Here is a 1,925-nt window from a genome sequence, read left to right as displayed (position 1 = left end):
GTTTGTGCGCCAGGCATGGCGCGTTGCGCGTTAGCGCAACCAGCTTGGCTGTGGTGGCCTCGCTGGTGACTTGGAGGTGAAAGTCCTCTACACACCCGGCAAGGGGAAGTGTTAGCCAGAGGCAAGGGTGTCGCGGGTGACTGCGAATCTGAAGGAAGCCCGAGGCAAAATGCTGGCCTGACGAACAGGAAGCGGATAGAGGCGGCGCAGCGGGGTTAGAAGGCAAACATCTTCAAAGCCCAATACTTGCACGGAACGTTGCGGCGTAGATCCGACAGGCATAAGCAGGAAGGTCACGCGAATTACCCTGGGAGATCTGCACGTTTGCCATTGTGCTACCGAGCGTCGAGAGGCGACGGGATGAGCGTGCAGAAGTCAGCCGAGGCCGTAGTAAGTGGCGGTCAACCACGCCACCAAGGGCCGAACAGGTTATGCCGCCAGTAGGCGCCAGAGTCTCGTCGAATGTCGAAAAAGCAGAAATTTCTCCGAGGGAGAACTGTGACCCCAAGCTCCGGACAGAATCCGAGAGCGACGGCTGGCAGTGCGCAGTCATCGACGGCGTCTCTGACGTGGACGAACGCGGAGCCGGACACGCTGATGGAGCGGGTGCTTGCACCGGCCAACCTCAAGCGTGCGTATCAACGCGTGGTCAGTAACAAGGGAGCGCCGGGTGCCGATGGCATGACGGTGGCTGACTTGTCGGGCTACGTGAAACAGTATTGGCCAACTCTCAAGGCCAGATTGCTGGCCGGTGAATACCATCCCCAGGCAGTGAGGGCGGTTGAAATCCCCAAACCGCAGGGCGGCACCCGGCAACTGGGAATCCCCAGCGTTGTGGATCGCCTGATCCAGCAAGCCTTGCAGCAACAGCTCACGCCAATCTTCGACCCGCTATTTTCGGACTACAGCTACGGCTTTCGTCCGGGCAGAAGCGCCCACCAAGCCGTCGAAACGGCCCGTTCCCATGTGGAGGCGGGCCATCGCTGGTGCGTGGAGCTTGATCTGGAGAAGTTCTTTGATCGGGTCAACCACGACAGACTCATGGCCTGTATCGAGAGCCGTGTCGAAGATAAACGCGTGCTCAGGCTCATCCGCCGCTACCTCGAAGCTGGGATCATGTCGGGTGGTGTCGTCAGCCCACGGCAGGAGGGGACGCCGCAAGGCGGCCCGCTTTCACCGTTGCTGTCGAACATCCTGCTCGACGAACTTGATCGTGAGCTGGAGCGGCGGGGCCACCGGTTCGTGCGTTACGCCGATGACGCGAACATTTATGTGCGTAGTCACCGGGCAGGCGAGCGGGTACTGGCCAGCGTTGAGCGCTTCCTGAAAGAGCGTCTGAAACTGACGGTGAACAGGAAGAAGAGCCAAGTGGCAAGGGCGTGGAAATGCGACTACTTGGGATACGGGATGAGCTGGCATAAACAGCCTAGGCTGAGAGTGGCGACAATGAGCCTTGGCCGCCTTCGCGATCGGCTCAAGGAACTGCTGCGCGGGGCGCGAGGCCGTAAGGTGGCCTATATCATCGAACGGTTGAACCCCGTGGTACAGGGCTGGGCGAGTTATTTCAAGCTCAGTCAGAGCAGGCGTCCACTAGAAGAGCTGGACGGGTGGATCAGGCACAAACTTCGCTGTGTCATCTGGCGACAATGGAAGCAACCCTCTACGAGGGCCAGCAACCTGATGCGTCTGGGTCTAAGGCGAGAGCGTGCTTGTAAATCTGCCTTCAATGGCCGGGGCCCATGGTGGAACTCGGGTGCGCCACATGTGAATCAGGCGCTACCGAAGAAACTATGGGATCGACTTGGACTTGTCTCGATACTGGATACGATTAGTCGGCTTAGCCGCGTAGCCTGAACCGCCGTGTACGGAACCGTACGCACGGTGGTGTGAGAGGACGGCGGGTGTAAACCCGCCTCCTACTCGAT

Annotated in this window: 1 pseudogene; it reads left to right on the top strand. The window is 59.7% G+C overall.

Annotation, left to right across the window (positions count from 1 at the left end):
* Positions 1-431: 431 nt before the first annotated feature.
* Positions 432-1,854, top strand: a pseudogene (gene ltrA, locus E1573_RS24280) (group II intron reverse transcriptase/maturase).
* Positions 1,855-1,925: the final 71 nt, after the last annotated feature.

Origin of the sequence: Pseudomonas sp. H9, from assembly GCF_004353925.1 — a bacterium.
Taxonomy (GTDB): Bacteria; Pseudomonadota; Gammaproteobacteria; order Pseudomonadales; family Pseudomonadaceae; genus Aquipseudomonas.
Note: the sequence above shows the minus strand (reverse complement) of the source record. Positions and strands in the feature narration are given on the sequence as shown.